Origin of the sequence: Leptospira limi, assembly GCF_026151395.1 — a bacterium.
GTDB classification, from domain to species: domain Bacteria; phylum Spirochaetota; class Leptospiria; order Leptospirales; family Leptospiraceae; genus Leptospira_A; species Leptospira_A limi.
Genome location: NZ_JAMQPV010000001.1, coordinates 1,425,551 through 1,451,975 on the forward strand (window position 1 = coordinate 1,425,551; position 26,425 = coordinate 1,451,975).

Annotated in this window: 26 protein-coding genes; 14 read left to right on the top strand and 12 right to left on the bottom strand. The window is 37.8% G+C overall.

The annotated features are described in order from the left end of the window. Window positions 1-18 precede the first annotated feature (18 nt). The 5 genes from ND812_RS06665 to ND812_RS06685 are packed head-to-tail and all read left to right on the top strand — an operon-like array spanning window position 19 to window position 7,337. On the top strand, window positions 19-315 hold the full coding sequence (locus ND812_RS06665; RefSeq protein WP_265374805.1) for a polysaccharide biosynthesis/export family protein: 297 nt from the start codon (window positions 19-21) through the stop codon (window positions 313-315). A 9-nt stretch (window positions 316-324) separates the two neighbouring features. Further along, window positions 325-2,640, top strand: a complete 2,316-nt coding sequence (locus ND812_RS06670; RefSeq protein WP_265374806.1) for a hypothetical protein — start codon at window positions 325-327, stop codon at window positions 2,638-2,640. Between the two features lies 1 nt (window position 2,641). Next, window positions 2,642-4,852, top strand: a complete 2,211-nt coding sequence (locus ND812_RS06675) for a GAF domain-containing protein (protein WP_265374807.1) — start codon at window positions 2,642-2,644, stop codon at window positions 4,850-4,852. Between the two features lie 9 nt (window positions 4,853-4,861). Beyond that, window positions 4,862-6,259: an MBOAT family O-acyltransferase gene (locus ND812_RS06680; RefSeq protein ID WP_265374808.1), complete on the top strand. Its 1,398-nt coding sequence runs from the start codon at window positions 4,862-4,864 to the stop codon at window positions 6,257-6,259. Window positions 6,260-6,293: 34 nt separating this feature from the next. After that, a complete protein-coding gene (locus ND812_RS06685) occupies window positions 6,294-7,337 on the top strand; it encodes a hypothetical protein (RefSeq protein ID WP_265374809.1) in 1,044 nt (347 codons plus the stop codon). Here ND812_RS06685 and ND812_RS06690 read toward each other — a convergent pair. From ND812_RS06690 to ND812_RS06700, 3 genes are read right to left on the bottom strand one after another with little or no spacing between them, the layout of a single operon-like run. Continuing rightward, entirely contained in the window at window positions 7,299-7,484 is a 186-nt protein-coding gene (locus tag ND812_RS06690; protein WP_100716283.1) for a DUF5808 domain-containing protein, read from the bottom strand. The genes ND812_RS06685 and ND812_RS06690 overlap by 39 nt on opposite strands. A gap of 24 nt (window positions 7,485-7,508) precedes the next feature. Further along, window positions 7,509-8,594 (bottom strand): glutamine-hydrolyzing carbamoyl-phosphate synthase small subunit, encoded by a 1,086-nt coding sequence (gene carA / locus ND812_RS06695; protein ID WP_265375920.1) that lies wholly within the window; start codon window positions 8,592-8,594, stop codon window positions 7,509-7,511. Between the two features lie 46 nt (window positions 8,595-8,640). Further along, window positions 8,641-9,210 (bottom strand): hypothetical protein, encoded by a 570-nt coding sequence (locus ND812_RS06700; RefSeq protein ID WP_265374810.1) that lies wholly within the window; start codon window positions 9,208-9,210, stop codon window positions 8,641-8,643. 174 nt (window positions 9,211-9,384) lie between these two features. On the opposite strand from ND812_RS06700, the gene ND812_RS06705 reads away from it, so the two are divergent. Beyond that, the gene (locus ND812_RS06705; RefSeq protein WP_265374811.1) at window positions 9,385-10,296 is read left to right on the top strand and encodes a porin OmpL1; all 912 of its coding nucleotides are present in this window, start codon (window positions 9,385-9,387) and stop codon (window positions 10,294-10,296) included. Window positions 10,297-10,379: 83 nt separating this feature from the next. On the opposite strand, the gene ND812_RS06710 is transcribed toward ND812_RS06705, so the two are convergent. The 4 genes from ND812_RS06710 to ND812_RS06725 are packed head-to-tail and all read right to left on the bottom strand — an operon-like array spanning window position 10,380 to window position 13,421. Continuing rightward, window positions 10,380-10,691 carry a 4a-hydroxytetrahydrobiopterin dehydratase gene (locus tag ND812_RS06710; RefSeq protein WP_265374812.1) on the bottom strand — a complete coding sequence of 104 codons (312 nt, stop codon included), beginning with the start codon at window positions 10,689-10,691 and terminating at the stop codon, window positions 10,380-10,382. After that, entirely contained in the window at window positions 10,678-11,577 is a 900-nt protein-coding gene (locus ND812_RS06715) for a DMT family transporter (RefSeq protein WP_265374813.1), read from the bottom strand. Before ND812_RS06715 ends, ND812_RS06710 begins: the two co-directional genes overlap by 14 nt. Beyond that, complete coding sequence (gene ung / locus ND812_RS06720; RefSeq protein WP_322113682.1) at window positions 11,567-12,268, bottom strand: uracil-DNA glycosylase; 702 nt, start codon at window positions 12,266-12,268, stop codon at window positions 11,567-11,569. The genes ND812_RS06715 and ung overlap by 11 nt, the downstream gene beginning before the upstream one ends. After that, entirely contained in the window at window positions 12,207-13,421 is a 1,215-nt protein-coding gene (locus ND812_RS06725; protein ID WP_265374814.1) for a hypothetical protein, read from the bottom strand. The genes ung and ND812_RS06725 overlap by 62 nt, the downstream gene beginning before the upstream one ends. 43 nt (window positions 13,422-13,464) lie before the next feature. Between ND812_RS06725 and ND812_RS06730 the strand changes: the two genes are divergently transcribed. Continuing rightward, window positions 13,465-14,379 (top strand): DMT family transporter, encoded by a 915-nt coding sequence (locus tag ND812_RS06730; protein ID WP_265374815.1) that lies wholly within the window; start codon window positions 13,465-13,467, stop codon window positions 14,377-14,379. 51 nt (window positions 14,380-14,430) lie between these two features. Here ND812_RS06730 and ND812_RS06735 read toward each other — a convergent pair whose 3' ends face one another. Both ND812_RS06735 and ND812_RS06740 read right to left on the bottom strand, forming a co-directional pair. Further along, window positions 14,431-15,489 (bottom strand): AI-2E family transporter, encoded by a 1,059-nt coding sequence (locus tag ND812_RS06735; protein ID WP_265374816.1) that lies wholly within the window; start codon window positions 15,487-15,489, stop codon window positions 14,431-14,433. Further along, window positions 15,486-16,007, bottom strand: coding sequence for a cyclic nucleotide-binding domain-containing protein (locus tag ND812_RS06740; protein ID WP_100716291.1), 522 nt, complete (start codon window positions 16,005-16,007; stop codon window positions 15,486-15,488). The genes ND812_RS06735 and ND812_RS06740 overlap by 4 nt, the downstream gene beginning before the upstream one ends. A 58-nt stretch (window positions 16,008-16,065) precedes the next feature. Here ND812_RS06740 and bioD point away from each other — a divergent pair, with 58 nt between their 5' ends. Genes bioD through serB form a run of 7 tightly spaced genes read left to right on the top strand, consistent with a single transcriptional unit; the run spans window position 16,066 to window position 22,648 of the window. Beyond that, a complete protein-coding gene (gene bioD / locus ND812_RS06745; RefSeq protein WP_265375921.1) occupies window positions 16,066-16,758 on the top strand; it encodes a dethiobiotin synthase in 693 nt (230 codons plus the stop codon). After that, entirely contained in the window at window positions 16,748-18,076 is a 1,329-nt protein-coding gene (gene bioA, locus ND812_RS06750; RefSeq protein ID WP_265374817.1) for an adenosylmethionine--8-amino-7-oxononanoate transaminase, read from the top strand. The genes bioD and bioA overlap by 11 nt, the downstream gene beginning before the upstream one ends. A gap of 57 nt (window positions 18,077-18,133) precedes the next feature. Beyond that, window positions 18,134-19,189: a biotin synthase BioB gene (bioB, locus tag ND812_RS06755; RefSeq protein WP_265359836.1), complete on the top strand. Its 1,056-nt coding sequence runs from the start codon at window positions 18,134-18,136 to the stop codon at window positions 19,187-19,189. A gap of 59 nt (window positions 19,190-19,248) precedes the next feature. After that, window positions 19,249-20,796 carry an MFS transporter gene (locus tag ND812_RS06760; RefSeq protein WP_265374818.1) on the top strand — a complete coding sequence of 516 codons (1,548 nt, stop codon included), beginning with the start codon at window positions 19,249-19,251 and terminating at the stop codon, window positions 20,794-20,796. 24 nt (window positions 20,797-20,820) lie between these two features. Continuing rightward, window positions 20,821-21,000, top strand: a complete 180-nt coding sequence (locus ND812_RS06765) for a hypothetical protein (protein ID WP_002975048.1) — start codon at window positions 20,821-20,823, stop codon at window positions 20,998-21,000. Further along, window positions 20,978-21,745 carry a GDSL-type esterase/lipase family protein gene (locus ND812_RS06770; RefSeq protein ID WP_265374819.1) on the top strand — a complete coding sequence of 256 codons (768 nt, stop codon included), beginning with the start codon at window positions 20,978-20,980 and terminating at the stop codon, window positions 21,743-21,745. The genes ND812_RS06765 and ND812_RS06770 overlap by 23 nt, the downstream gene beginning before the upstream one ends. 3 nt (window positions 21,746-21,748) lie before the next feature. Continuing rightward, window positions 21,749-22,648 (top strand): phosphoserine phosphatase SerB, encoded by a 900-nt coding sequence (gene serB, locus ND812_RS06775; protein WP_265374820.1) that lies wholly within the window; start codon window positions 21,749-21,751, stop codon window positions 22,646-22,648. On the opposite strand, the gene mutS is transcribed toward serB, so the two are convergent. The 3 genes from mutS to ND812_RS06790 are packed head-to-tail and all read right to left on the bottom strand — an operon-like array spanning window position 22,619 to window position 26,394. Further along, a complete protein-coding gene (gene mutS / locus ND812_RS06780) occupies window positions 22,619-25,141 on the bottom strand; it encodes a DNA mismatch repair protein MutS (protein ID WP_265374821.1) in 2,523 nt (840 codons plus the stop codon). The two genes, serB and mutS, sit on opposite strands and share 30 nt — an antisense overlap. Continuing rightward, window positions 25,125-25,757, bottom strand: coding sequence for a phosphoribosylanthranilate isomerase (locus ND812_RS06785; RefSeq protein WP_265374822.1), 633 nt, complete (start codon window positions 25,755-25,757; stop codon window positions 25,125-25,127). The genes mutS and ND812_RS06785 overlap by 17 nt, the downstream gene beginning before the upstream one ends. A gap of 16 nt (window positions 25,758-25,773) precedes the next feature. After that, a complete protein-coding gene (locus tag ND812_RS06790) occupies window positions 25,774-26,394 on the bottom strand; it encodes a TetR/AcrR family transcriptional regulator (RefSeq protein ID WP_265358593.1) in 621 nt (206 codons plus the stop codon). Window positions 26,395-26,425: the final 31 nt, after the last annotated feature.

Consider the following 26,425-nt stretch of genomic DNA (forward strand, 5'->3'; position numbering starts at 1 on the left):
ACCAGAGGGGGATTTCCTTTGAATCCAATCTGGCTCAGACGAATGGTATTCTTGATTGTAATATTGTCTGGATTGGTGATCTTAAAGGAAAACCCTGATTTGCGAAAAAGAATCTATTCGGAAGCACCAATCCGTGTTAAAATTGAGGGACCCGTAGTGAACCCCGGAATTTATACACTAGATGCAGGTTCTAATGGAAACGATTTAATAGGGATCGCTGGTGGAACATTACCAGGGGCGCAAATCAATCTGGAGGACAGTATCTTGGAACAACCGTTAGAGGATGGCCAGATACTAAAATTGGGAAAACGGTAATCGAGGCGAATGGCGGATCAAGAACAGAATCAAAACGAAGATCTAGAAAACATCGAACCTATACTCGATGAAGACTCGTTTTCATTAGATTTGGATGATTTTGATATTGGTGATGAAGATTTAGATGTATCACCAGGAATTGAAGCACCAAACTTAGATGACATTTCCGCCTTCGACGATGAAGATGAATCAATATCCAATTTAGTTGCTTCATCTGATGATTATGATGATATACTTGATATTGATTTAGACTCTGACTTAAATTTACTCGGGGAAGAAGATCCCATTTTGCATGACGAAGACATACATGCAGATTTTTCAGATTACGAAGAAGAATCCGAAAAAGACCATCATCCGAAACAGCCAACAAACTCACAAAACAAACAATCCATTGATTTGGATGATGAAGATTTAGAATTAGAATTCGATGATGATTTAATTGATCTCGATAAAGAGATTGAATCTATTTTAAATGGTGAAGATGGAATTTTAACTTCCAAAAAACAAGCTACATTACATGACGAAGAGGAAGATGGTCCTATATCTCTTTCATTAGAAGAATTGGAAAACATCACAGGTTCTCTTCCAGAAGAAGAACATTCTGGGTTACCAAATCGTGATCAACACTACCATGAAGATGATAACGAAGAACATGCACTCATCGATGAACATTCTGATTTAGATCTTGATTTAGATGATTCAGAGATAGACACTACACTTGCTTTTGACGAAGAAGGCAAACCTCAATTTGATTTAACAGACTACGACAATGAAGAAACATTTGTCCCTCAAGACGATTTGGGACCTGGGGTAGACGAAGAAACTAGTTTCACATCATTAGTTGACCCAGAAGAAGAAGAATTATTCGGCCATAACAAAGAAGATGAAAATCTTACACTTTCTGATGAAGAATTAGGTAGCATACTCGGTGCTGGTGGCGAAGCAAGTTTAGAAGAAACATTAGCTTCCGAAGAAGAATTTTTAGCAACAGATGATCACGAAGATTTACCAAGTTTCACAGAAGAGGATAGTGGTTTTGATCTGTTAGGTGGCGAGTTTGAACCAGCTGAAGATGATGTTACCACTGCCGAAGAAGAGGAAGAAGGTCCACTTACTCTTTCTTTAGAGGAATTGGAAAATATCTCTGGTGAAGCAATTGCAGAAGATATGAACGATACAAGTTCTGATCTGCTCAGTGAAGAAATAGAAGATGAATCCATCACATTAAGTGCAGACGAACTAGGAAGTATCATCGCCAATGATCCAGTTGAAGAAGATGAATCTGAAGAAGAACATCATGAATTGGACACTGATTTAGGTGATGATTTTGGATTTGATTTTGGCGAACCTGAATCTGATGTTTCCGAACCAACTGTTGAAGGATTGGAAGGTGAAATGGAAGGATTTGAATCTTCTTCGGAAGAAGAGGAAGGACCAATTGCACTTTCCTTAGAAGAACTCGATTCCATTGCAGCTGAGGCTGAAGAAGTTTCAGATGAAGAATTAGTAGATAGTTTAGACCGCGCACCACTTCCATATGAAGAAGACTTAACACCTAAATCTGACCTTTTGGCAGAAGAGGAAGAAGACGAATCCATTGCACTTTCAATGGAAGAGTTAGAGAACATTACAGCTACCGAAGAAGAAGAGGATTCCTCGGAACATGGTGGAGTGCCTGATCTTGAAGCAGAAATTGAACAAGAAGACGTCACACTTTCGCCAGAAAGTTTAGATGCAATCCTCGGTGAGGAACTTCCAGGGGAAGGATTGGAAGACATTGCTAATTTACCAGAAGAAGAAGAATTTACTCTTTCTGAACAGATTGATGAAGATCCAATTGCTGATTTCAATTTAGAACCAACGGAAGAAACTACCACTTCTGAATTTGACTTAGAACCAATTGAAGACATTGACTTAGTGGAACATGAAGGAGAATCCGATTTTGGTGATCTTTCCTCTGATGTTACCATCGATGATAGTTTTGACCTAACGCATGATCTTTCCCACGAAGTAAGAACTCCAACTCTTGCTTCAGATGATTCGGAAGAATTTGAAGTGGATTTAGATGAATATGCAATGGAGGGAAAACTCTCTCCTCTGGAAGAATTACGTAAATCTGATATATCGGCTCCAGCTGCCAACAAAGAATCGGAAGATGCATTTGCGGAAGCAGGTGGTGATCATTTATCAGTTGGTGATCGTAAAAAAGTTCTCGGTTACCTTGATAACTTACTTGGAAATCTACCTGATGAAGTCATTCGAGAATTCTCTAAGTCACAATACTTTGAGTTATACAAAAAAATGATGAAAGAACTGGAGTTATAAAGTGGGACTCCTTGATCGTGCCGAAGAGATTAAAAAAACTTCGGAAACAAAAGTATCCCAAACTCCATCTTCAAAAAAAGAGACACCATCCTTACTTAAAAAAGCAGAACATTTTCGGGAAGAAGATCCTTCTTTAAGTCAAAATGTTTCCGAATCCATTCCTGTTTCAGACACCGACTCGGATTGGTTAGATGAGGCAATCTCAGATTCACTTGCGACTGAAATTGGTGATTTACCAAGTCCTGATGGGGAAGAAGAATTTGACTTAAGTGATATTCCTGAACTAACAGATTCAGACTTTGGTGATCTAAGTGAAAATCACGACGATTGGAAAGAAAATCCAATTTCAAATTTAGAAGATGATTTGGATTCTTTACATGAAGAATCAAATCCATATGAACCAGTTGCATCAGATTTAGATTCGGAATTAGAATCAGATCATGATTCGAACCATGAAACCGAAATTCAAGAACCTGAAGAAGAGCAAGAACCAACTGCACTACAAAACAGTGAGAAAGAACCTGAGTTAGGTGACGATTTGATTGATCGTGATTATCACGATGATTTAATTGAACCTGATGTACCTTTACCCGAAGTGAATCTTTTTGATGAATGGGAAAATGAGGCAAAAAAAGAAGCCGCAAAACAACCATTACGACCAGCAAAAGAAGATCCTGCTCCAATCGGTGAAGAAGTTTTATTCGATGATGAATCTGATTTTGGAACAGCACCGATGTCCTATCATTTGGCTTCCAAAAAACGAATTGAGAATTACCAAGCAATCTTTGAGATTACAAAGGAAATTGCTTCTTCAAAAGAATTTTCAGATTTTTTTGATAACTTAGTATACAGTTTAATTGGACAAGTAGGTTGTCACTCTGTAGTCATCTTAACATCTACAAATCCTAAAAGTACAAAATGGGAAGCGGTAGCAGCACAAGGGATCACTTCAAAAGATGCTTGGTATCTAACTTCTGGTGATGAAATTTATAGTAGGATTTCTGACTCAGAAACTGTCATTTATGCCGGCGAATTTAAATCTTCAAGATTGCCAAATCGAGAATTAAACTTATTAAATGAGATGGCTTCAGAGATTCTTGTCCCGATTCGACATGGTGAAAAATGTTTCGGAGTATTATCACTTGGGAAACTTATCAATGGTGAAGAGTATATCACAGATGATTTAGAATTTGCTAAAATTGTTGGTGATATTGCTGGATCAGTATTTGAGAGAGTTTCCGAAATTGAATCGATTAATGATGAATTAGTACATGCAAAAGAAGTGATAGAAATCAATGAATCGGTTCTCCAGTTTGCGAGGGATTTTTCGAAAGTACGCAAAATGGATGAAGCTTATGATTTTTTAATCGATAATATCAAAAACAAATTGGGTGTTAAGCAGTTCTCTTTTTTAGTATTAGATTCGGAGACAAGATCCGATTATATAGTTTTTGGATCTAATTTTATTTTGCCTGAAAGGACAAAAGATTTCCGACTCAGTAAGGATTCAGATATCGTTGGTATGGTCTCCAATGTGTCGGGAGTTTACAAACTTGAAAATTTCCGAGAAGATGCGGAACTCAAATCGATTTTTACAAATGACGAATTGGGAATCATGAGTGAATTTACAATTCTGCCGATTATCAACTTGAATTGGTTAGTTGGCATGGTGATCATTCATTCTACAGGATCTGCTTGGACTGACACAACTCGTGATGTGGCTGTTTCGATGCTTGAAACATCGGCTCCCGTTTTTGCTAACTTACTCATTCTGCAAGAAAAAGAAGCACTATTCCGAAATCCATTTAATCCTTTGGAATCTCGAATCCTTGCGGAGATGGAAAAAGCATCTAGTCTAAAAGCATCTTTTACTGTTTCATTATTTAAAATTCAAAACGTATCTAGAATGATTCATTTGGTTGGAACAGGTACGTTTGCAAGATACGCAGATACTCTACGGAAAACAATGATGGATCATATCAGTGAATTGGATTTTTTCACAAGGGTAGGCCAAGGAAAATTTGTTTTAGTTCTTCATGGGAAAGACAAAGAAGAAACCGATGTTGTGATTAAAAAAATCAAGTCTTCCTTTGCGAAAAAGGAAGAAACAATCATTGGAAATTTCCGAGCAAGTTACCGCGTTTTGACCTTAGCATACCCTCATGATACCAAAGATAAAAACCAATTTTTAGAAATGGTAGAGGAATCATAATTTACCTTTGTGTTATTTAACTCACTCACTTTCGTTTTACACTTCTCTGTTTTTTACATAATTTATTTTTATTCCTCTTTCACCGTTCGCAAAACGATCTTAATCCTTTTTGGATTATACTTTTATTCGCAGTGGGGGATAGGCGGAACTCTCTTACTTATCCTTTCTATCATTTTTAATTTTTTAATGGGGATTCTCATTGATTCAAAAGTTTCAAATCTTCGTAAGCGAATCTTTGTATTTGGAATTGTCGCCAATGTCCTGTATCTGGGAGTCTTTAAGTATTTTTTGTTTGTATGGGGAATCTATTCTGATCTGAAAATTGAATTTGGAGGAGAATCACCTCTTTGGAAACCAAACCTATTATTACCAATTGGGATCTCTTTTTATACATTTCATAATATTAGTTATTTGATCGAAGTGTATGATAACAGAATCAAGGTATGTAAAAACTTTTTTACCTTCGTTTTATATGATTTATTTTTCCCATTATTGTTACTAGGACCTATTGAGAGACCGGGCAATTTAATCCCACAATTTGAATCTGAAAGATTCATCTCAAAAGAAAAAATCTGGAATGGACTTTCGCTATTTTGTTTCGGAGTTTTTATCAAATCAAGTATTGCTGATCCTCTGTCTCGTTATGTGGGCACCATGGCAAGTTCCTTTGGTAATTTAGAGCCTGGGATCTTGTGGATTGTCGCACCAAGTATTGCTTTCCAAGTGTATGCAGATTTTTTTGGCTATTCGTTATGTGCCATGGGCCTTGCTGAAATGTTAGGTATTGAGCTCATGAACAATTTTAAGAGACCATTTTTTTCTTCCAACCCATCTGAATTTTGGTCAAAATGGCATATTTCTCTTTCAACATGGTTACGTGATTATGTTTATATTAAGTTAGGTGGAAACCGGCATGGATTTCTGAGAGAGAATTCTAATTTATTATTGGTTTGGTTTCTGACTGGGATTTGGCATGGGGCCGGATACGGTTTTATCATTTGGGGTTTGTATTTAGGATTTTGTCTGATTCTGTATCGAATTTTGAAACATATGGGTCTCACTCAATTCCAAAATCCGTTCTTAAAATTCCTGGGTATTTTTTTTACTTTTTACAGTTTTTCATTGGGTCTTCTTTTATTTCGTATTACTTCGCCTTCCGAATCATTACTCATAATTAAAAACTTGCAACACATACCGAATCCTTCCTTCATTCCGTATTCATTAATTTTTATCATCTTACCTTTATTTTTATTCGATGTTTGGCAAGAGTGGAAGGGAACGGAAAGACCTAATTTTTTTGTGAATGAAAAACCATATGTATTTGGTTTGTTGTTTGCGATTGGATTCTGTTGGTTTTCGTTAGTTTCACCTTTTGCAAAAGAAGATTTTTTCTATTTTCAATTTTAAACGGACTGTATCAAACTCTTTAGAAATTTATCCAATGAAACTTCGATTTTTAATCCGTCTCTTATTTGCTATTTCCTTACTGATGCATTTTACATGGGAGTTTTTAGTCCCTTACTGTGATACAACTTCCATCTACTGGTACTTTGCAAAAGATCGTAAATGGAATCCAAAAGCAAAAATCTTAGTTTTAGGTGATAGCCAGATAGTCAGTGGGATCTTACCAGAAACAATTGCAGAGATTGAATCTGTGTCCTTGGACGAAGTTTTATTCCTACCAAGACCAAGCCAACAACCAGAAGGTATTTTGTCAGATACGCTTAGCATAACTGCTAAACTTCCCAATCTCAGAAAAGTGTATGTAAACATCTCTCCTCTCAATACAAGTAAAAATGCCATCACAGATGCACACAAACAACTGTATTATTCTTTTGGTGATTTTGAATTTCATCATATAACAGAACCATTGCTAAGAAAGGCTTATTTTAGCAACCTAGCAGATCTAAGTTGGAAGTTTGTCATCCAAATGTTTCCCTATTTTGGACTCAGTTCCAATATGAATCGAATTTTTTATGATCCAATTGTGAAGGAGGATTTAACAAGAAGAAGGTTAGAGTTTGATGCGATTCAAAATAGTATGAGACTTAAACGTGGAGCTTGGATATGGAAGTCAATCAGTGATGATCCAACTTTAATGGAAGGTGAAAAATTCCCAAATTTGGATACAACAATCCTTGCTGGGAAAAGAGAGTTATCAATTCAATTGTGGGTCCGAACATTACAAGAATGGGAAAATCAAAAGTTAGATATTGTTATACTTAGAATTCCTTTTTCGCCTCAAATGGAAATGGATTTGGCAACTAAGAATGCAAATGGAGTTACGGATTCATTATTTGATTGGGTGGAAAAAACTCACTTCAAAAATCGAAGAGTTGTTTGTAATTTTAGATCTGAATTTTTGAAAGACTATGGATACTTTGCGGATTTAACGCACCTCAACCAAAAAGGAAGAGATGCTTTTGGAAATTTGTTAAAAAAAAACTTACTTAATCACACCAACTCGTCTGCCAAGGGCATGTAAGTTGATCCCCCAACCAATTCCAAGGAATTGTTTTGGTGTGAGAATTTCTTCTGTGCTTGGATCCCAAATATCTTTTACGAACGCTTCCGCGGAGATTTCAGTTCCGTAAGGAATCCCCCAGAAATTTTTATCTTCTTTGTATGACATAGTGCCCCCTCAATTTAACAAAGTTTAGGATTTTGAGGATTCTACCATAGTATAAAATTCTTGGAAATGGTAAGCTGAATCATGAGGACCAGGGCAAGCTTCAGGGTGGTACTGCACCGCCATCACAGGTAACCCTTTGGTTTTTAGACCAGCAACTGTATTGTCAAACAGATTGATCCGAGTGATTGGCATATCAGGAGAAGATTCACCTAACACATGGAAGCCATGGTTTTGTGAAGTGATTTCAATTTTTCCTGTTTCTTCATTTCGCACAGGGTGGTTTCCACCTCTATGACCAAACTTGAGTTTGGAGGTCTTTTTTCCAAGTGCAAGGCCAATGATTTGGTGACCAAGACAAATCCCAAACAAAGGTTTTTTTGCATCCATGATCGTTTTTGCTGATTGGATTGCATAATCCAGTGGAGCAGGATCCCCTGGGCCATTGGATAAGAAAAAAGCATCAAAACCATCTTTCAATAAATCCTCAGCTTTTGTTTTGGCAGGGAATACATGTACATTAAATCCAGCGGAATCAAGTAATCGTAAGATGTTACGTTTGATTCCAAAATCATAAACAGCTAGTTTGAATTTGCTTGGAGAATGAGCACCAAATACATATGGTTTTTCGCAAGTGACCACTTGGGCGAGGTCTTGGCCTTCCATACTAGGAGCATTTTTGACAGCTTCTAAAAAGGAATCCTCATATGTCTCACTGATAAAAATACCACAGTTCATGGCACCTGAGTTTCGAATAATGCGCGTTAGTTTGCGGGTGTCAATCCCTTCGATGGCAGGCACACCAAAACGGATTAAAAAATCACTGAGTGTTTCTTTGGATTGGAAATTGGAAGGTCGTTTGACATACTCTTTGACAATGAGACCAGAGGATTGGATTCGATCTGATTCCATATCGTCTGGGTTAATTCCGTAGTTCCCAATCATTGGGTAGGTAAGTGTGACAAGTTGACCTTTGTAGGAAGGGTCAGTTAGAATTTCCTGATAGCCCGCCATTGAGGTATTAAATACTACCTCTCCGATCGAATTCTTATTTGCACCGAAGGATTGGCCTTTCATGACCGTTCCGTTTGCTAAAACCAAAAAAGCCTGCATCAAATCCATTCCAAAGAATAAGGCCAGGCTTGCGAACAAAAATTCATCAATCTTTTACATAATAACGTTTGATCCTGTCATACCTGTATTCCCCATCAATGGAGACGGTTTTCAATTGGGAAAGGGCATCGGCCATTTCCTTTGCTTCCGAGGGACTAATCGTGAGGTAAAACCTCCTTCCTCTGACGAGATAGACAATTTGCCCTGTTGTTGGATCTGCCTCTACCACTTGGCCTTGAACGGTTTTGGTTTGGGACGTGCGGCTCGGAGAATTCACTTGGTACTTTTGGAACACATGTGGTTTTCCCACACAGAGCCAAGTATCGGAAGTGGGTGTACTTTGTGTTGCTTTCCCTTCGACGTGTAGGTTCCCTTTTTGTTTATTACCAAAACTGAGGGACATGGTATCTGGATCACAATGGATGGTTCGTTCTCGTAGGTTAGTAGAATCTAAAAAGACAAAATGTGAATTATCACCTTCTGATTCCCAACTCAACAATTCGCCTGAAAAACGAATGATCTTTCTTTCTTTCGCTGCCGTGTTGGTAGAAAAAAGAACAAAAAGCCAAAGGAATCTGCAAATAAGGAAAAGTTGTTTAGATCGGGTTAGACTCATTCGAAATTCCACATTTAACACAATTTTCGTGAAGATTTAACAATTTTATTTGACAAATCTCATGAGAAGCACTAGTTTCATTGCAATTGTCGGTATGAACGACTGCTCACAGTATTCGTTTGTCCGCAGGAATGAAAAAAATTCAGGAAACACTCACTAAGGAGTAATCATCAAATGCTGAAATCTCTACGTTTTGGAATGATGGGGTTCTTACTTATGTGCTTAGCTGGCAATCTAAGCGCACAATCTGGTCCTCGTTCTTATTTTATGATCGGTCTAGGTATGCAATTTGACCTTGCACAACTCGGCGGAACAATTACGAAAGATGGTCTAGATTCTAGAAATTCTTCAGTCTCTAGAGACTCGAGCGGAAACATCACAGGATACCCACTTCAAAAAGCAATTTATGCTGAAAACACTCTTATCAGTTTGAAACGAACAACTGGTGGGGCTGTTGGTGCAAAAACTAGCGGAGCTATGGTCGGTGGTAACGTAAACGTAGGTTACGAAAAAGAAGGAGTCTTCGGAGTTCCTAGCCTTTTCTGGAGAATCAACGTTAACTATACTACTAAAATCTCTGGTGGTGAAACATCTTCCACAATTATGGGATACAAATGGTTAGACCAAGAGTGGCAATACACTGCTTGGACAGTTCCAACATACTTAGGGATTAAATTATACAATGCTGCGAATGACACTGCTGTTTACGTCGGAGCAGGGGTAAACTACTTCCACGGATGGTGGGGAGTTTCTGGAACAATCAATAACCCAGGACTTCAAACTTTCGCTCCTGGAATTTTAGGACCTGGTGGCTCACTTATCAGTGATGCTCCAAACCCTGGAATTAACAAAGAAAACGTACGTTTTGGCGCACACGGTTTTGGATTAAACTGGCTTGTTGGTGCTCAAACAAAAGTAACTGATAGAGGTCACCTTTTCTTCGAATTGGAAACTATCCTTTCTGCAGGAATGGGTGTTGGTGGAGTTGCATCGGTTGGAGGAGCTTCTGCTCTTGCACCTTGGGTAGCTTACCCAGTGGTTATCGGTGGACAAACTTACCGCGTAGGTTACAAAATCGAAATTTAATTAGTTAATCACTGTTAAAGGAAAAAACCGGTGTTGGATTCCAACTCCGGTTTTTTTTTGTCCACAAACGCATCCGCTTTTTATCAAAACTCGTCTGTATTTTCCATTAACATTTGAATGAACTCCAAATCTTTGGAAGTAATCGCATTTGATTCATGTGTATACAGTTTGAGTCGGACTTTGTTATAAACATTCCAGATTTCTGCATGGTGGTCTAACGATTCCGATACAAATGCAAGTTTTGTTAAAAACAAAAATGCACTCGTAAAAGAAACAAAGGAATGTTCAAAACTAAGATAACAAAGTGTATTTTCCTTCGTATACTTCCATTGCGGAAAGGCTTTTAAGAATGTTAAAATTGATTCTTCGTTCAAAATTTGATTAGGTTGTTTCATTCTGTTTGACCTTCTTTTTATGGAATACAATTAAATACAATCCAAGTAAAATAAGAGCACCACCACCTAGTTTTTGTATGTCGATCGGTTCATTCATAAAAAATATGCCAACAAACATCAAAAAGATTGGTTCAATGAGAAGTGTGGCATTCAATTTACTGATGGGTAAATAATTATGAGCTTCAAAATAAAAAGCTCTCCCTAAAAAATAACCAAGTAATGAACAGACCCCAAGCGTGACAACAATGGGCAATTTAGGGACTAAAAAAGATCCGATACCAAGAGAATAAAAAAAGAAAAATACACATAACAGAAATAAACGTAAGTAAGCATACTCTAAACCTAAAATTTCCGGGATGTACTTTTTAATTAAATAACTTTGTATCGCAAATAAAAAAGCACTGACTAGTATACAAATTGCTGCGATCCAATGGATTTGACCTTCCAAGGTTGAGATGAAATAAATTCCAAACATGGAGATGATGATCCCAAATGTTTCTCTATATTTTAAGTTCTCCCCAAGGAACACAACACCTAATAAAACATTATACAATACAGTTGTTTTGATGAGAATTGCAGCGGGACCTAAGTCAGTTTGTTTTAACGCATAATAGTATAAGATAATTCCCATGGCATTGGATAAAGTTCCAATGAGTAAAATTTTCCCATCTCGTTTGATCGTTAACATTACTTTTGTTCGGCGATGTGCCGAAGTCAGAAAATAAGGACTCACAACCAAAAAGGCAAATCCAACACCAAATAAGGCAGCCATTTCAGGAGATAAGCTATATCTCCGAAATACTTCTTTAAAACCGATCACTTCAAATGCGAAGAAAACCCCGGTTAAAAATACAAAAAAATATCCCTTTTTTTCATTACCAGTCAATGGTTTCTTTTCCTATTGATTTTAAGTATTCATTCGTTTTCGAAAAATGACGGTTCCCCAAAAATCCACGGTAAGCAGAGAGCGGAGAAGGGTGTGCTGATTTTAGCACCAAGTGTTTGTTTGGTGGGATCAGGATTTCCTTTTTTTGTGCAAAAGATCCCCATAATAGAAAAACTAAATTTGATTTTTGATTTGCTAAGATACGGATCACTGCATCTGTAAATTCTTCCCAACCTTTGTTTTGGTGGGAACCTGCTTTGTCTTTTTCAACCGTGAGTGTTGCATTGAGTAAAAACACTCCTTGTTTGGCAAGGTAAGTTAAATCACCGGACTTTGGGATTGGTTTTTTGACATCATCTTGGATTTCTTTGAAGATATTTTGGAGAGAAGGAGGAAACGGAACACCATCCAAGACAGAAAAACAAAGTCCATGTGCTTGTCCTGGTCCATGGTAAGGGTCTTGGCCGATGATTACCACTTTTACCTGATCAAAAGGGCATAAATCAAATGCATTGAATATATATTTTGCAGGAGGGTAGACGATTTTGGTTTTGTATTCATCTCTTACCCATTCACGTAAATTCGTAAAATAAGGTTTGTCAAATTCTGCCTGTAAAACCTTTTTCCAACTAGATTCTATTTGAACGTCTTTCAGATTTTCCCTCCGAATGAAAGAATAACACGCGTAAATCGATGCCTCCGTGGGTTACATGGATGGTTTTTTTTGCAAATGTCCTTAAGTCTTTCATGCATTCACTCCACTTCTCTTCCGTTGGACATAGGATATAACCAATGAGAGGAATTTCATTTTGTAAGACTTGGGAAAGTTCTCCAAGTCGTTTTCCAATTTTTGAATATAACTTTTCATCAGGACCCATTCTTTCATTTTTTCGATACCCATAGGGTGGGTTCAAAGGTAAAAAATAATGAGTAGAGGATTCTTTTCCTTCTGGAAAAACGGGAAATGTTTTTAAGAAGTCGGAAATAGTATAGTCAATGGTTTCAACATGGATCCATTTTCTCCAATGGTCCTTTTCCTTTTGCCAATAAGGTGCAAGGGCTGGATCTGTATCTTGGATGACCATCGGCGTGAGATTTAAATTCGTATTTAAGGAATCTCGTTTTTTAAGGAAATGTTCCCATGATTTTGTAGGGAATAAATTCAGTTTTTTCCATACCAAATCTCTAGGGAGATTTAAATAAGGAATTTTTTCTTCGGCTAATCGCCATTCGGTGGCAAATGTCATTGTTCCTGCAAACGGAATGTAAACAAGTTGAACACTTTCTTTTGGGATGGAAAAAATTTGGAAACATTGCTCCGTCAGAATGTGAGCTAAATCTTCTGGAATTGGAGCACTTGTTGGAAAATTTGCTTTGATTCCTCTTTTGTAACCTGGTTCCCCTAACACGGATAGAGTGACAGTGACTTCTTCCTCAAAAAAACTGATGTGTAAGTTTTCTTTGATCTCATAAAACTTAGTTTCATTGTCAGTAAACAGAGGTTTTGCGATGTTAACGGCTTCAGTTAGGATGCGGTCCCATTCGTCTTCTCGTTTGTCTGACGACATATCCCAATCATTGGTCCTTGCGATCACAAGACGAAGGTCTCGAATGAAATACCCATTGAATAAAAGATACGTGATTTGGTGGGGATTTACATTTTCAATTTTGATTTTTTCTGAAAATACACGGACATTTGCTTCCGGTTGGTTGGGGAGAGGGACATGGTCTAAAATTTCTTTTACCTTTTCTCCCACCCAAGTGGAAGTCCCAGGAGGGAAGTACAATTCCCACGTTAAAGGAGTTCCCAACTGAGGTTTTCTGATTTTAAATTTCCAATTCATCTTTTCCTTGCTATCCGTATTTCCCCGGAAAGATTGACCTTACATGTCTAGGATCTTCACTCCAGAGCTGTTTTTGGTGATTGCCGCCATTCTTTGGGGTGGAACGTTTGTGGTCATCAAACTTGCGCTTGATTCGGTTCCTCCTTTTTTATTTTTAGCAGTCCGATTTTCCGTCGCCGGTTTCATCACATTATTACTCTATCGTAAAACTTTATTTTCCAAAGCAAATCGCCGATTGGATTACATTCTCCCCGCTTTTTTTGTCGCTTGTTCGGCCTTACTCGGGTATGCATTTCAAACCATTGGACTTGTTTACACTTCCGCTACCCAATCAGGATTTATGACAGGTGCATACGTGATATTTGTGCCATTACTACAAATTGCCATCGAACGAAAACTACCATCTCTACGAACATGGATTGCGGTTGTTATCGTAGTGATTGGATTGTTTTGTATTTCACAAAATGGAAAATCCTTTGATGAGTTCCAAAGTAATTTGGGGTTTGGGTTTGGTGATGGGCTCACTTTGATTGGAGCGTTTTTTTTTGCTGTCTATATCATTCTCATCGACATTTATACGAAAAAAATTCCATCTCAGATTTTAGTATCGTTTGAAATTTTACTGATAGCGATTGTCTCTAGTTTTCTTTTCCCTGTTGAATCCATATTTTTAAAACAAACCATCAATGTTCAATTTGATTTAAAATTCTGGATTGGTATCATTTATACATCTGTGTTTGCGACAATCTTTACTACGCAAATTCAAACAAGATACCAAAAGGCAGTTTCTCCAGCTAGGGCAGGCTTACTTTATAGTTTGGAACCTGTATTTTCTTTTTTATTAGCTTATCTTGTGTTAGGTGAAAGGCTCGGCACAATTGGTGCCATTGGTTCTTTTCTCACATTATTTGGGATTTTGTTCTCAGAAATGGGTAAGTGGAACAAACGAGAAGAGTGAATTTTGGACAAAGCCAAAATCCGTTCCTCTCTCGTATCCTAAGATAGAATTTTAAATGATTTGGTGTTCCTTTAGAGCATGGTACAAGATGCCAATGGTCACTTTTAAAATGGATAAAACAGGTATGGCTAATAACATACCAAAGATACCAAAAAAGTTTCCACCAACTGCAATTCCAATGAGGATCGCAAGTGGATGTAACGAAACAGCATTTGCAATCACTACAGGTTGGACTATCGCATTGTCGACCAATTGAGCGACTATGACAACGGATGCAATGGAACCTATGGAAGGTGACATTTCTGGGAATAAAATGGCAAATAAGATAGGAGGGATTGCACCAACTAACGGACCTAAGTAAGGAATTGAATTGGCAACTCCTAAAAATACTCCAAACAGAACAAAGAATTTCACACCCACAATATAAAATCCAATCGATGCAACGACTGCCATGATTCCACATTGGATCACCAAACTCTTCAAGTAACTAGTGATCTGTTGGTTCATACGATAAAAAACCATCAGAAACATTTCAAAAAATCGATTGGGAATAAAACTAATCATTGTTTTGTAGATTAGGTTTGCATCGAGTAACAAAAAGAAACTGATGATAGGAATAATGATCATCCAGCTGATAAATGTTGGAATCATCACAACAATTCCTCTTAAAAATTCTTCTAAGTTATTGGTGGCAAGTTTTGCAATCTCTTCTGGATTGATGATTTTTTTCCATAGTTCCGGATTTTTAGAAACAACAGGAAGTTTTGTAAAATCGAGCAACTGGAAGTTTGGATCATCCATTTTGGTTGACCATTCCGAAACGATTGGTTGTGCTTTTTCAAACAAGTTAGGCAAATAAAATGCTAAAAACCAATACGCGCAAGCAATCAAAATAGAAAAGATAATGATGATAGTGAATGCCCTATGGATCCCTCTCGATTCAAAGTAATCAACTACTCCGTGGAAAATATAAAAATGAATTCCTGATATAAGAAGTGGGATTGCTAAAAATTTTACACCTACAATACCAATTAAAACAGTTAATGCAATAAGCCCAAAAAAGGCAGATCGTAAAACTAGTGATGATATACTATTTTCTTTAAAGATCATTTGGGTTTATTCTTTTTGCTTTTAAAGTAAGCTGCTTCTAAGGTATCATTCGTTTTGCGAAGTCTATCTGCAATGATTGATGCAAAACTGAGAAGTAAATCGTTTCCAACTCTCGGTTTTGTTTCTAATAACGTTTTTAACTCTGGTTGGAAAAAACCAAGTAAAATGGAATCAACAAGTGCAACAGCAGTAGCCGATCGTGGAAAATCTTGGAAAAGAGCAAGTTCACCAAAAAAAGCACCTTTTTCGAGTTCGGCGAGCTTTAAAGTCACTCCTTCTCGTTCAGAAAAAATTTCAACTTTTCCTTGTAAGATCAGGTAAACTCCCGTTCCAGCTTGTCCCTGAAAAAAGATGGTTTCACCTGCATAATACTTTCGTTTATGGATGAGCCTTGCTACTTCACGAAGTGTCCTTCGTGACATACCTTCAAAGATTGCAGTTTCACGTAAAAAATGTGAAATCTCTGTGATGGGGTTATCATCGCGTTTGAGAATGGATTTCCAAAGGGGAAGTTGCATATTGCCTCTTCTATATAAATCGGATAGACGAGGCCCGGAATTGATAAAACTTGCTCTTATGGGACAAGCTTTTTATGTAACGGGGACCGGAACGGACGTAGGCAAAACTTTTTTTTCCTCTCTCTTTATGGCAAAATATGCGAAAAAGCATGGTTTTCGGTATTGGAAACCCATCCAAACTGGGACCATCAGTGCAGACGATACAAGCTTCATCCAAAACACAACCCATTTGCCCGATACACATTTTCTAAAACCCAGTTTTGAGTTTAAGATACCAGCAAGTCCACATTACGCGGCACGATTGGAAGGCCAATCCATCGACCCAAAAACTCTTTTGTCTTTGATATCCAAAGAAAGAAATAACAATACACTCATCGAAGGTGCAGGGGGAGTGTTTGTCCCCATAACTGAAAATTATTTAACCATACGTGCGATTCAAGAATCCAATTTAGGAGTGGTTGTGGTTGGTTCCACCGAACTTGGCACCATCAATCATACACTCTTAACATTGGAAGCATTAACATCTCGTTTTATCCCTGTGTATGGTTTTTATCTAGTGGGTCCAAAAAATGAATTACAAGAAGACAATGCGACCATGATACAAAAATTAGGTGGTGTTTCTCTTTTAGGTATCACAAACTTTCCTGATCAAAAATTATCTCCTGATGAATTTAACACCTTTGCCTCTATCCATTTTGATTTAGACCGAAATGTGATTGATGTTGTATTAAACGCTGAAGATGAAATATAATCCAGTTACAACCAATACTTGGGTTCCACTGACAATCCAAGAGGAATCAGAACCCCTATTGAACATTGTTTCCGCTGAGAACGAATTTGTAACGGATGAAGATGGAAATGTTTGGATTGATGCCATCTCCAGTTGGTGGACGATGATTTATGGTCATAGACACCCCCAACTTATCTCTGCTTTACAAAAACAATTACAATCATTGGATCATGTGATGCTTGCTGGCAACATACATGAAAGTGCAGAAAAATTATCGAAAGCATTATTAGAACTTACAAACTTTGATTTCAAAAAAGTGTTTTATTCGGATAACGGATCGAATGCGATCGAAATTGCATTAAAACTTTCGATACAATATTACCAAAACCATCCCGATTTTAAACCTCGTTCAGAGTTTATCGTTTTTTCCAACTCCTATCATGGGGATAGTATTGGGGCAATGAATGTATCTGGGAAAAATTACTTCAATCGCATTTTTTCAGAATTACGATTTCCAACAAAGGAGTTCCCAGCTCCCAATTGTATGAACTGTCCATGGGGGAAACAACCTACGAATTGTGAAACAGAGTGTTTGACAGATTTAGAACTTTCGATCAAACAAAACGATTATGCAGGAATCGTGATTGAACCTTTGGTATTTGGTGCCAACGGGATGTTGTTTTATGATAAAAAAGTTTTAACCAAATTACGAGAACTGGCAACAAGTACAAACACTTTGCTAATTTTTGACGAAGTGTTTACGGGTATGGGAAAATTAGGAGAACCGTTTGCTTACCAAAAGGCGGAAGTGGTTCCCGATTTACTGATTTTAGCAAAAGGACTCACTGGTGGAATGTTGCCACTGGCAGCAACCCTTGTATCTGATTTTATTTATAAACAGTTTCTTTCGAAAGATCCATACAAAGCATTTTTCCATGCACATACAATGACAGGGAATGCACTCGCATGTAGCGTTGGTTATACGTCTGTATCTATGTTACAAGAATTTGGACTAACTCGAGTAAGGGAATTGGAAAAGAAACTAAATCAATATGCAATCTCCTTCCAAAAAAAAATGGGAACGTCAGTTGAAAATGTCAGAGTCAAGGGTGGAATTTTTGCCTTTGAATGGAAGGAACCAGTTGCCCATGATGAATACTTAAATCCCATAGGGAAACAAATCAAAAACGCCCTTCGGAAATTTCATATTTTACTCAGACCCTTGGGGCGAACCATTTACATCACTCCTCCCTATACCATTTCAGATCCTTCCCTAGAAAAAATATTTTTGGCGCTTGAAACGACACTTCTCGGATTTTTAGAACCAGAAAAAGACTAAATCCTTACGTCCATTTTCTTCGTTTACAGAGTCACCCTCAGAAAAGATTTTGTTTTCATGATCGCAACTATCCAAGAAAAAACGACCTCTTCCTCTCCCTCCATCATATCCGAGGAAGAAGCCCTCCAAATTTTGAAAGGAGAGGTTCCCTTTTTGCCCATCGTAGCAAAAGCTTCGGAAGAACGATTCCGTCATTTCAGCAATAAAGTTCGCATTCATATTTTAGATAACATCAAAAACGGATATTGCCCTGAAGATTGTGGTTACTGTGCACAAAGGAAGGGTGGAGAATCAGGGATCCAAGAGTATTCCTTAAAATCCCCTGAAGAAATTTGGGAAGATGCCAAAAAGGCAAAAGAAAACGGTGCCTATCGTTTTTGTATGGTGACTTCTGGTAGAGGACCTACAGACAAGGCTGTCGACAAACTAGCCGAAACCATTTCCAAAATCAATGGTGAGTTGGGAATGAAGGTATGTCTTTCTGCGGGAATCCTTGATGCCAAAAAAGCAAAAACATTAAAGGACGCTGGTCTTGATCGTTACAATCATAACCTCAATACTTCTGAATCCAAATACAATGAAATTTGTTCCACTCATACCTTCCAAGACCGACTAACGACACTTAAAGCGGCAAAAGAAGCAGAGATTGGACTTTGTTCTGGGATCATTGTGGGTATGGGTGAAGCATTGGAAGACATCGTACAAGTTGCGTTTGAACTCAAACGACTTGGTGTGATCTCCATTCCCGTGAACTTTTTTATCCCCATCAAAGGTCATGCCATCCAAAAGTCACCACTCACTCCTGAGTTTTGTATCAGAGTGTTGTCGGTGTTCCGTTTGGTGAACCCAGACTCTGAAATCCGAGTTGGTGCGGGTCGTGAAGGGCATTTGGGTTCCTTACAGTCGATTGCATTGTATGTTGCCAATTCTCTTTTTGCAGAAGGGTATTTGAATGTAAAAGGAAGTGAGATGGAACAAACAATGAATCTCATTCATGATTGTAATATGGTTCCAGAATTCACGGAAGGAATCCCAGAAGGTTGGGAAGACTACGAATCAAAGTTTTTATACGACGAGAAAAACTTTCCAGAACTCTATAAACATAAAAAGTAGTTTGCCTTTTTCACTTTTGGCGGTATCATGCTCCTACTTTACCGCCTCTAGTGATACACATGCAAAAACCTTCTTTACCATTTGGAAAACAAATTAGTTATGCGGTAGGCCAACTTGGTTGGTCTACACTCATCAACATCATTGGCTTACACCAAGTTTATTTTTACCTACCTCCAGCTCCGAAACCTGGACAGGAGTGTTTCCCGGATCTAATTGAAAAAATGGCGTTTTGGGGCCTTTCCACCATCGGTGTGGTAGCCGCCATTGGCCGTTTGTGGGATGCATTCACTGACCCACTCATTGCAAACTCTTCCGATCGTTTTTCTTCACGATTTGGAAGGAGAATTCCCTTTTTGTTTCTGGGGGGAGTCCCATCTGCCGTCTTTTGTTGGTTAATCTTTGTGCCACCACATAACTTTGTTTCTTCGACAAACTTAGTTTGGATGACGAGTTTTATGTTGCTCTTCTATCTATTTTTAACAGTGTATGTCACACCATTTTTTGCACTCATCCCTGAGCTTGGACATACTCCGGAAGAACGACTCAATTTATCCACTTACATCTCAGTAACCTATGCATTAGGGATCATTGTTGCTTCCACGGAGCCTATGATTGCTAGTGTTTTACAATCGAGTTATGTTTTTGATTCAGATCCTTCTGTTCAAACTCTTGTCGCAAGGCAATATGCATTGGGTATCCTTTGTATCTTTGCTGCGATTTGTATGTACTTCCCCGTATTTACCATCCACGAAAAAACATACTGTGAATCAGAAGCATCGAGTGTTCCTTTTAAAGAAGCACTTGTCCTCACTTTCAAAAACAAAAACTTTTTGTATTTTGCACTTTCTGATTTGTGTTACTTCCTCGCACTCACCATTCTCACAACCGGTATTTCCTACTACGTAACAGTCCTATTAGAATTGGAAAGGGACTTTGTCACACAACTCCTGACAGTGATGTTACTTGTATCATTTGCCTTTTACCCTGTTGTTAATTTAGTCGCACGAAAAATTGGGAAAAAGAGAACCGTTCTCATCGGATTTTACACATTTCTCGCTCTGTTTTTATCCATCTATTTTATTGGGAAAAATAGTTTGCCATTGTCCCCATATATCCAAGGTTATATGATTGTTGCTGTTGCTGCGATACCAATTGCAATCCTTGGAATATTACCAAATGCAATATTAGCAGATATTGCTGAACTTGATTCATTAAAAACAGGTTCCAAACGAGAAGGCCTCTTTTATGCAGGAAGGACCTTTATGCAAAAACTAGGTCAAACACTTGCCGTATTAATCTTCAGTTCTGTGATTTTACTTGGGCTTGACCGTGATTCGAAAAAACAAGTTTCTCCTAGCGTAACAGGAATCATTGCTCCATCTGTGTCTGAATCTAAGTCAGAACCGAAAAAAAATAGTGAGTCTGAGGCAAAAATAAGTAAGGAATCAACCATTTGTAAAGTCGAAGAAGTAGAAGCTGGTGGGGAACTGGGAGTTCGATTGACAGGACCTCTCGCTTCTGCATTCTGTTTACTTGCAATTTTTCTCTTTGGAAAATACAAAGAGGATGAAACTTTAGAAGAGATTGCAAAGATACGTGGAAATTAAATCCTGGTTTTTGGAGCTATTCAGATGAGATATCGCATTGAGACAACCAAGTTAAAGAACGGGTATATCGAAGCCAAACTCATCGAAACAACCACAAATAACCCGATTGAATTTCGGATTTGTGACACGGAAGAATATGCGCAGGCCCAAATCAAAGATTGGCAAAAGCGCTTCCGAATGAATGAACCGCAAGAACAGGATTAAATTCTTCCTTCGATGGGGTGTTTTGATCACCCTAGTTTTGGGTCTTACAAATTGTAAAACCACCTCAAAACGAGATTACTTTGACTCTAACTTCCAGTGTTTTGCAGAGCCGGGTTGGCGCGATGATGTAAATTTTAAAAAATACATCGAAAAGGCCTGGCTCCCAACACGTTTGTTATACGCAGAAGACAATACTAAAATCAAACAATCTGAAATTGTTTTTACCGGTGATAGTTTGGTACATTTGTTTGTACCAGACCTAATGGTGAAAGAATTTCCAGGCAAATCCGTCACCAATCGTGGGATAGGTGGTGATATGACAGAAACCTTACTCACTCGTATCGATGAGGATGTGTTACGATTAGAGCCTAAAACTGTTGTGATCGAAATCGGTGGAAACGATTTTATCCAAGGCAAATGTTTGAGCCTTGTGCAAAATAATCTGCTTATGATCATCAAAAAAATCCATTCTCATAACCACCAAACGAGGATTTTTCTCATTGCAGTCCCACCAACTCGTGTGAAGGAATTGAATCAAATTGTTCCTGTTTATAATTTATTTTTAAACCAAGTGGCTCGTACCACACAAAATGTAGAATACATAGAAGTTTGGGACATTATGCGAAAACCAGATGCACCAACTTTAAGTGAAGAATTCATTCGTCCGAATGGTGATAGTTTGCATTTTAATGAAAAAGGATACGAACTTTGGGGTAAAAAACTGAGACCCTATTTACAAAAATAACGAATGAATTCAATCCTTCTTATTTCGCATAGTCCCATTCCCAACAATCATATTTTCGATACCTTCCAAGATGTTGAGGTTAATCCTTTTACATCCACTGATACAATCGATCCTAAAACAATTTCTTATTCGGAACGATACGGCCTTCACTCTGTTCGTATCTTACTCGACGAATCATGGAACCGAAACCAAATTCTTACCATTCGGGAAAGGTTCGCAAAATACAAAATAGATTTATTATACCTACCTTCCTTACTGCCGACCAAACAAACTTCTCTCTTTGTATTTGATATGGATTCCACAGTCATAAAAGAAGAGGTGATCGATGAACTTGCCCGTAAACATGGTGTATTCGAAACGGTAGCAAGTGTTACAAAAAAAGCGATGGAAGGGGGTATGGGATTTGATGAAGCCCTACGTCTCAGAGTGAAACATTTGGCTGGCCTTTCGATTCAAAGTTTTAAAGAAGTGTATGATCTTTTGCATTTAAATGATGGAATGGAAACGGTATTTCAATTTGTCCCGTCGAACGGATGTAAGCTTGGGATTTTGAGTGGTGGTTTTAGTCCTGTTTTAGAACTATTTTCAAAAAAATACCCTGTTGATTTTTTTCGAGCCAATGGACTTGAAGAGAAGGATGGTTTTTTCACAGGCCAAATCTTTGGTGAGATCATCAATCGTGAGAAAAAAGAAGTGTACTTACGAAAGTATGCGAATGAATTTTCTGTTCCACTCGAACGTGTGGTAGCTGTTGGAGACGGAGCCAATGATGCTTTGATGTTAAATGCAGCAGGGATTGGGATTGGAATTCATGCCAAACAAGGACTAAAAGACCAAATTACCAATTGGATCGATTTTACAAATTTGTCTGCTTTAGTTTTCCTCTTTGAGAATTCTTTTTAATTCATCCAAGATTGACAAAGCTTCTAGAGGTGGAATTTTGTTAGGGTCGAGCCCTGAGATTCGTTTTAGCACTTTCTCTTCGTTAGCCGATAATCCCTTGGTTTCCTTTTCCATTAAATTCCCAAATAAACTTGGTTCTTCATTTTTGATTTTGATTTCGCGTTTTTTGGATTCGAGTCCCGATAAAATTTCTTTCGCACGTTCCGATACGGTTTCTGGGATTCCCGCAAGTTTTGCGACGTAAATTCCAAAGGATTGTTTTGATTTCCCTCGTTTCACTTTTTTTAAGAATAAAATCTCACCATCTTTCTCAAAAGTATCTAAATAAAGATTAAAAATACCTGCACCTTTTTCGAGTTCCGTTAATTCATGGTAATGTGTAGCAAAAATGGTTTTTGGTTTTGGGTAATTTTTACTTAAAAATTCTAAGATGGCCCAAGCGATCGACAAACCATCGTAAGTTGATGTTCCTCGGCCCACTTCATCAAAAAGGATCAAACTATTTTCTGTGAATTGGTTTAGGATTGTGGCTGTTTCTTTCATTTCTACAAAGAATGTAGACTCACCTTTCGTTAGGTTGTCACCTGATCCAATTCTTGTAAAAATACGATCCACGATGGATAAGGATGCTTTTTTAGAAGGAACATAGGAACCCATCTGAAAGAGAATTTGGTTAATGGCAATTTGGCGCATAAAGGTAGATTTACCTGCCATATTCGGACCCGTTAACACTGCGATTGCGTTTTCTTTTGGATTGAGTTCCAATGTATTGGGAACAAATCGTTCCCCTATTGGTAAAAATGTTTCCACAACAGGGTGACGAGAGTCAATGTATTCAATGATTCCATCGGTTCTAATCTCGGGTCTTGTCCACTGGTATTCTTCTTTTGTTTCAGTTAGGGACAAATGGTAATCCAAAGATGCAACTTCATTGGATAAAGTTAAAAATGCTTCATAAAGTGAAATACATGTTGTCACCAAACGATCAAACACTTGTTTTTCGATTCGTTCAATGATTTCATCCGCTTGTAAAATGGCTCGTTCTAGTTCTTCGAGTTTAGGAGAAGTAAACCTTTCCCCTGTGACAAGGGTTTGTTTTTTTAAAAAATGAGAAGGGACATCTTTTGCTTGGGCTTTGGAAACTTCGATAAAGTAACCTAAGATTTTGTTGTAACGAATTTTTAAGCTAGAACAACCAGAATCTTTTTTCTCTTTTTCTTCAAGTTCCAAGATCCAATCTTTCCCTTTTTCTCTGGCTAATATGGCATCATCATACTCTTTATCAAAACCAGATTTTAAAAATGGTGAGTTTCCTAAAAATACAGGCAGTTCGCCATCAAAAAGTGTTTTTTGAAATTCTGATACTAGGACTTCTAACTCTTTTGGAAGTTTGGAAAAGTCATATCCTATTCCATCTAAAATTTCCTTCATGTGACTGACAGCTGTTAAACTTCTTTCAATCCCACGAAAATCACGAGGCAAAGCTTTCCCAACACGGAAACGTGTCATCACACGTTCTAAATCAATGAGATCCCCCAGTGATTCTTTGATCTTGATTCGCTCTTTTTTGTTCTGAGTTAAAATTTCAATTTTGTCCCAATGGTCTTTGATTTTTTTTTCATCCCTGGTAGGAAATAAGATCCTTTGTTTGAGGTAACGTTTTCCTGTAGCAGTGGTACAACGATTGAGGACACCAAATAGAGTGTGATTTTTATCATTGGGATTTTCAACCAGTTCCAAATGGGAAACTGTTTGTTCGTCGAGGACTAAATATTCACTTTCATCAATTCGTCTTGGGGATTGGAAGACAAAGTTTTGGTTTCTATAATTGTATTGCAGATATGCATCTAATACGTGTACAACGGTATCGATTCCTGCTCCTTTTTTTTTAGGGAGGTATTCTTTTGGAATTTGGGATAGGATAATTTTGGATTCTTTTGAAAGGGGAGGGATTTCATCAGTATAAATCATCTCCTTCGGAGAAAATCTTTTGATTGTATCCAAAATTCTTTCTTTTTCCGTTTCAGAAAAGTAAAAATATACAAGTTCCGAAGTTGAAACATCGGCAAACGCTAAGTAGACGGAAGTTTTTTCTTTATAATACAAAGATAAATAATTGTTTTGATACCCACCAAGTAAATTGTCTTCTACTACAGTTCCTGGTGTGATGATGCGAACGACTTCCCTCGACATAATTTTTGCTTTTGGGTCATCGGGTTTGGTTTGTTCGCATACTACGACTTTTTTCCCAGCAGAGATTAGTCTTGAGATATAACTTTCTGTGGCATGGTAAGGAATTCCTGCCATTGGGATTTGGTTTTGCCTTTTGGTAAGAGTGATGTCTAGAATTTGTGCGGCAATTTTTGCATCATCCATAAACATTTCGTAAAAATCACCCATTCGAAAAAATACGATTCCATCTGGATGTAGTTCCTTTACTTCCAGATATTGGCGCATAACAGGAGTATTTAAGGCTTCATATGTTTCGGACATTTTGTACCAATTCTTTGATTTTAGTTGGATCTTTTTTACCGTCTGTTTCCACTCCACTTGCTACATCGATCCCATAAGGTTTTAATGTATTCAGAGCTAATTGGACATTCTTTGGAGTGATCCCTCCAGCAAGTAAATAAGGTCGTTTTACATTGGTTACATATTCCCAAGGGAATACATGTCCACTGCCTCCACCGAGTCCTTTTTGAAAACTATCCAAAATGACTAGGGAAGACTGAGGTTCCAATTCTTCATCTGAACCGATGGGTGATTGGATTCGGATTGCAGGGAGTAATTGTTTTTGATTTGTGAATGATTCCCAAATTTCTTTTGTAAGAAAATGATCACCACGAATCAGTTGGATTAGGTCTGGCTTAAATTCTTTTGTGATGGATAGGATTTCCTCTGTGGAGTTTTCAAAAAATAAAAAAACAAGTGTAGGGAATCCTGGTAAGTGGCGGATGGAAAGTATTTCTTCTGCTACGCTTCGATTGATGCCACGAGGTGATCTGGGTGAAAAATTGAGACCAACATAGTCCACACCGAGTTCGTGGCATAACTCAAGTGTGGCCAATTCTTTGATTCCACAGATTTTAATTTTGGTATCGGTTCCCATCGAGAACCAGATTGATTCAGTTCAAATCGGAGGCAATCGATCCTTTGTATCCAAAATGCAAAAATTTGAGGAAACTATCTTGGTACATCAGCATGTCTTGTTTGGAAATCCCTTGTCTTACCATTTGGACAAAGATATTCAGGAAAAATGATAAGATGTTACGAACCACAAACTCATCTACCTCCCCTTTATACGTTGGATTTTTTTGTTTGAAAGTTGAATATTGCTCAAAATTGATTTTGGTAAGTCTTGTGAGGACAGTTTCTGGAAATTCTTCTAAATGAGATCCTTGGGACTTTGTGAGGAGTAGGATAAAATCATCCCTGTTCGCATCCACATAATCTAAAGCGATGTGGAATCTTTCTCTCCACGTCTCATAACTGTCGTTAAACCTTTTTTCAAAATAGTCAGGATGTGAGACATAGGCGAATGCTTTCTCAAGTCCTGATAACACTGGCTGTAAGATCTCTGTGAGTAAGTGTTCTTTGTTTTCGAAGTAATTATAGATATTACTCGTTGAGACCTTTGCTTTTTTGGCAATGGTTCGCATACTGGCTTTTTCAAAACCAAGTTGGATGAACTCTTCTCGAGCTGCTTGTAGAATTTCTTTTCTAGTATGTTCTTTTGGAGTTTGCATAGTCCTGAACGATGTTTCCTAAAAGAACAAT